Raw genomic sequence first — 4,598 nt, forward strand, 5'->3', positions numbered from 1 at the left:
CGTTCTTATCTCTCCGGCGCACACCCCACCACACACCCCCGCCGCCGGGGTGTGTGGGCGGGGGGGGGCGGCTTCGAAGTCGGGTGTCAGTACAGGGCGGCGGCGAGCTTACGACGGGCGGCGATCACGAAGGGCTCGGCGGGGTCGAACAACTCGAACAACTCGAGCAGTCGGGTGCGTGCCGTGGTCCGGTCATCGCCCGCGGTGCGCTTGATGATCGCGATGATCCGCTCGAAGGCCGCCTCAGGGCGCTGCTCGAACATTTCGATGTCGGCGGCGTCGAGCGCGGCGTCCAGGTTCGCCGGGTCGGCGTCGGCGGTGGCGACCACGGCCGGGTCGAGCTGCTGGGCCCTGGTAAGGAAACGCAGCTGACGCAAGGCCGCCTTGGCTTCCTCGTTGCCGGGCTCCTCGGCGATGATCGCCTCGTAGGCCGCCTCGGCGCCGGCGAAGTCACCCTCGGACAGTTTGTCCTCCGCGTCGACGAAGCGCGGGTCCTCGACCTCGGGTTCGGCGGGGGCCGCGTCGGGGTCGCCCTCGAGCTTGCCCGCGGTCGCGTCCATCACCGCGTCGAGCCACTGCCGCACCTGCGGGTCCGGCTGCGCGCCTTCGAAATCGGCCAGCGGCTGCCCGCCCGCCACCGCGATCACCGTCGGAATGCCCTGCACGCGCAGCGCCTGGACGATGTTCATATTGGGTTCGGCCTCGATGACGGCCAGATCCCAGGCACCGCGGTCCTCGGCGTTGAACCGTTCCAGCGTGCCGACCAGCTCGACGCTGCCCGCGCTGCGCTGCGAGAACAGCACGACCACCACGGGCACCTGCGTCGAGCGCCGGATCACCTTGGCTTCGAAATCCGCCTCGGTGACCGTGTGGTTCCCCGAGGCCGGAGCAGCGGCACCGCCGGGTGCGGCGGGCGGCTGCTTCAGCGCGGACAGATCCACCGCACCGGACATGGCGGCGGCAGCGGTGGGCGAAGGACGGCGGGCAGCGGGTCGAGTCACGCTTTCCAGTTTGTCACGAAGCCGTCGGCGTGGCAGCCGCGGAGCCCTTGCTCGCGTCGGCGCTCAGCTCACCCAGCTGACCGGTGCGTACTGCCCAGACCTCGAAGATCACGGTGAACAGCGGCGGAATGCTCGACGCCAGCGCCAGCACCGTGGTCTTCCAGTTCCAGTTCAGTTCGCGCGAGGCCAGCAGCGCCGTGATCACGAACAGCACGAAGATCACCCCGTGCACCGGTCCGAAGATCTTCACGCCGATCTCGTTGCCCTCCGCGGGCAGGTACTTGAACGCCATACCGGTCAGCAGACCGATCCAGGACAGTGCCTCGAGCACCGCGAAGAACCGGAACCGACTGGCCGTTGACCGCAAATCGAAGAAACCCATGCCCCCCATTGTGCAGCATGATCTACGACACCACGTAGTTGGACCGGTCACAACGAAAGCCCTGGTACTCGCGAGGAATACCAGGGCTTTCGTGGTCGAACAGGATCAGGCGGGCACGCGGATGATCAGCGCGTCGCCCTGACCGCCACCACCACACAGCGCGGCAGCACCGACGCCACCGCCGCGACGCTTCAGCTCCAGCGCCAGGTGCAGCAGGATGCGCGCGCCGGACATGCCGAGCGGGTGGCCGATGGCGATCGCGCCACCGTTGACATTGACCTTCTCCGGGTCGAAGCCGAGCTTGCGGGTCGAAGACACACCGACGGCCGCGAACGCCTCGTTGATCTCGATCAGATCCAGATCGGCGGGCGTGATGCCCTCCTTCGCGCACGCGGCGAGGATGGCGTTGGCAGGCTGGTCCTGCAGGGTCGAATCCGGACCGGCGACCTGGCCGGCCGCGCCGATCTCGGCGATCCACTCCAGACCCAGCTCTTCGGCCTTGGCCTTGCTCATCACGATCACCGCGGCCGCGCCGTCGGAGATCTGCGAGGCGGTACCCGCGGTGACGGTGCCGTCCTTGCGGAAGGCCGGACGCAGCTTGCCAAGCGACTCGACGGTGGTGTCGGCGCGAATGCCCTCGTCCTCGGTCACGTAGACCGGCTCACCCTTGCGCTGCGGCACGGCGACCGGCACGACCTCGTCTTCGAACAGACCGTTCTTCCACGCGGCGGCAGCGCGCTGGTGCGAGGCCGCGGCCAGCGCGTCCTGCTCCTCGCGGCTCACCTTGTCCAGGTCGTTGCGATCCTCGGTGAGCAGACCCATGGCCTGGTCGGTGATCACGTCGTGCAGGCCGTCGTAGGCCATGTGATCGACGAGGGTGGTGTCGCCGTACTTGAAGCCCTCACGGCTCTTGGGCAGCAGGTGCGGGGTCTGGCTCATCGACTCCATGCCACCGGCGACCACGATCTCGTGCTCACCCGCGCGGATCAGCTGATCGGCCAGCGCGATCGCGTTGATGCCCGACAGACAGACCTTGTTGATCAGGATCGACGGCACATCCATCGGGATGCCCGCGGCGATGCCCGCCTGACGCGCGGGCAGCTGCCCCGCACCGGCCTGCAGCACCTGGCCCAGGATCACGTAGTCGACCTGCTCGGGCGCGACGCCGCCCTTCTCGAGCGCGGCCTTGATCGCGACACCGGCCAGATCCGAGGCCTTGAAGCCCTTCAGACCGCCGAGCAGCCGACCGACCGGGGTACGCGCACCGGACACGATGACAGAAGTGGTCACGAAAGCCTCGCATTCATTGAGTCGAACCTCGCCGGACGCAGGCGGCATCGCCGCACGGGTTCAGGAGTTGACCTCCACGGTAACCGGTATCGGCCCGCGCCCGGCACGCAGGTCGGCGTACCTGCGTCTACGCTGCGGCCGTGCACAACGCGCGGGCGGGCTCCCCACTCGCACACACAAGCGCTAGCTTCGTGGGGTGACCAACGAGAACTTCATCCCCGCCGACTACGTCATCGCCATCGACCACGTGGGCATCGCCGTGCCCGACCTCGACATCGCGGTGGCCTGGTACACCGACAATCTCGGCATGGTCGAGACCCACCGCGAGGTGAACGAGGCCCAGGGCGTCGTGGAGGCCATGCTGTCGTGCCCCGCCGCCGCCGACCGCGCGACCGCCCTGCAGTTGCTGGCCCCGCTCACCGCCGAGTCGACCATCGCCAAGTTCATCGACCGCAGCGGCCCCGGACTGCAGCAGCTGGCCTACCGGGTCACCGATATCGAGGCGGTTTCGGACTTCCTGCGCGGGCGCGGCGTGCGTTTGCTGTACGAAGCCCCCCGCCACGGGACCGCGGATTCCCGCATCAATTTCATCCATCCGAAGGATGCTGGCGGTGTGCTGGTCGAGCTCGTGGAGCCGAACCCGGATGTTACGCACTAGTACGCCGGTACTGTCGGTAAATCTCGGCGAGATCACAATCACGGTCGAGTCTCCATAGCCTCGCTCGAGGCTGTATTTTGTGTGCCATGTCGTCACCTGAGTCCGATCGCAATCGCTTCGTTGCACTGCCCTTCACCGTTGTGCGCAAGGGTTATGCGCAAGACGAGGTGCGCAACTACTTCGACCGCTTCGACGCTGAGCTCCGCGTCACCGCCACCGACCGGGACGCTGCCGCCGCGCAGGCCCGCAATCTCGCCAGCCAGCTGGAAGATGCACGTGACGAGATCGACGAGCTCCGCAAGGAGGTCGACCGGCTTTCCGTGCCGCCGACCACCGCCGAAGGCATGTCCGACCGCATCTCGCGCATGCTGCGCCTGGCCTCGGACGAAGCGTCCGAGGTCCGCGCGCTGGCGCAGGCCGAAGCCGCCGAGATGGTGTCGATCGCCGAGCAGCAGGCCACCGAGATGCGTGGCAAGTACGAGTCGCTGCTCGCGGAGACCAAGGAGAAGCGCGAGGCGCTCGAGATCGAGTTCGAGCAGACCCTCGCGAACGCGCGCACCGAGTCCGCCAAGATCATCGAGGCCGCCCAGGCCGATGTGGAACGTCTCGGCAAGGAGGCCGAGGCCAAGCGCAAGGCCACCCAGCAGGACTTCGAGGCCACCATGAACGATCGGCGCACCAAGCTGACCCGTGCCATGGAGGAGCTCGAGGCCACCAGTCGCGCCGAGGCCGCTCAGCGGATCAAGGACGCGACCGATGAGTCGAACCGCCTGATCAGCTCCGCCACCCAGACCTCCGAGCGCAAGATCGCGCACGCGAAGGAACTGGCCGAGGAGATGCGCGTGCTGCGCGGCCGGGTCCTGGCCCAGCTGCTCGGTATCCGTGGTCAGCTCGACTCGGTGCCCGCCATGCTCGCCGCGGTCAACCGCGAGAGCGAGCTGCTCGACGGCACCCCCGAGCGCAAGTCGATCAGCAACGGCAACAGCAACAAGTCGGTGTCGAGCTCGCGCCAGAACAAGGCCATCCCGGAGGTCGCCGACGAGGACATCGTCGACGAGGACCGCGAGAGCGCCGACGTCAACTAATCAGTCTGTCGGACTCGTCACGACATTCACCTGGAAAACCGAATGGGGCCGCGGGAGACACAAGCGGGGGGGGGGGTTTTTGGTGGTGGTGTGTGTGTGGGTTATACCCCGGGTTTTTTTGGCCATAACCGATGGGGTTTTTTTGGTTGGCAGCCCATGGGCGTTTCGGGGGGGGCCCAACC

At 67.5% G+C, this 4,598-nt stretch carries 5 protein-coding genes; 2 read left to right on the forward strand and 3 right to left on the reverse strand.

The genetic code is table 11. From position 1 onward, the window contains the following. Nucleotides 1-86: 86 nt before the first annotated feature. The 3 genes from ACFWPX_RS34555 to ACFWPX_RS34565 form a co-directional block, all read right to left on the reverse strand. Entirely contained in the window at nt 87-953 is an 867-nt protein-coding gene (locus tag ACFWPX_RS34555) for a tetratricopeptide repeat protein (RefSeq protein ID WP_378932595.1), read from the reverse strand. Nucleotides 954-1,014: 61 nt separating this feature from the next. Next, entirely contained in the window at nt 1,015-1,383 is a 369-nt protein-coding gene (locus tag ACFWPX_RS34560) for a DUF3817 domain-containing protein (RefSeq protein WP_378921600.1), read from the reverse strand. A gap of 105 nt (nt 1,384-1,488) precedes the next feature. After that, nucleotides 1,489-2,673 (reverse strand): acetyl-CoA C-acetyltransferase, encoded by a 1,185-nt coding sequence (locus ACFWPX_RS34565; RefSeq protein ID WP_378921598.1) that lies wholly within the window; start codon nt 2,671-2,673, stop codon nt 1,489-1,491. A gap of 196 nt (nt 2,674-2,869) precedes the next feature. Between ACFWPX_RS34565 and mce the strand changes: the two genes are divergently transcribed. After that, nucleotides 2,870-3,331, forward strand: coding sequence for a methylmalonyl-CoA epimerase (gene mce, locus ACFWPX_RS34570; protein ID WP_378932591.1), 462 nt, complete (start codon nt 2,870-2,872; stop codon nt 3,329-3,331). Nucleotides 3,332-3,417: 86 nt separating this feature from the next. Then, nucleotides 3,418-4,416: a hypothetical protein gene (locus ACFWPX_RS34575; RefSeq protein ID WP_378921594.1), complete on the forward strand. Its 999-nt coding sequence runs from the start codon at nt 3,418-3,420 to the stop codon at nt 4,414-4,416. The last annotated feature ends 182 nt before the right edge of the window (nt 4,417-4,598 follow it).

It is taken from the genome of Nocardia sp. NPDC058518 (genome assembly GCF_042719655.1).
Lineage (GTDB): Bacteria > Actinomycetota > Actinomycetes > Mycobacteriales > Mycobacteriaceae > Nocardia.

Excerpts from the sequence above, each read along its gene's own strand:
- ACFWPX_RS34555 (WP_378932595.1), bottom strand. The coding sequence starts at position 953 with ATGTCCGGTGCGGTGGATCTGTCCGCGCTGAAGCAGCCGCCCGCCGCA.
- ACFWPX_RS34575 (WP_378921594.1), top strand. The coding sequence starts at position 3,418 with ATGTCGTCACCTGAGTCCGATCGCAATCGCTTCGTTGCACTGCCCTTC.
- ACFWPX_RS34560 (WP_378921600.1), bottom strand. The coding sequence starts at position 1,383 with ATGGGTTTCTTCGATTTGCGGTCAACGGCCAGTCGGTTCCGGTTCTTC.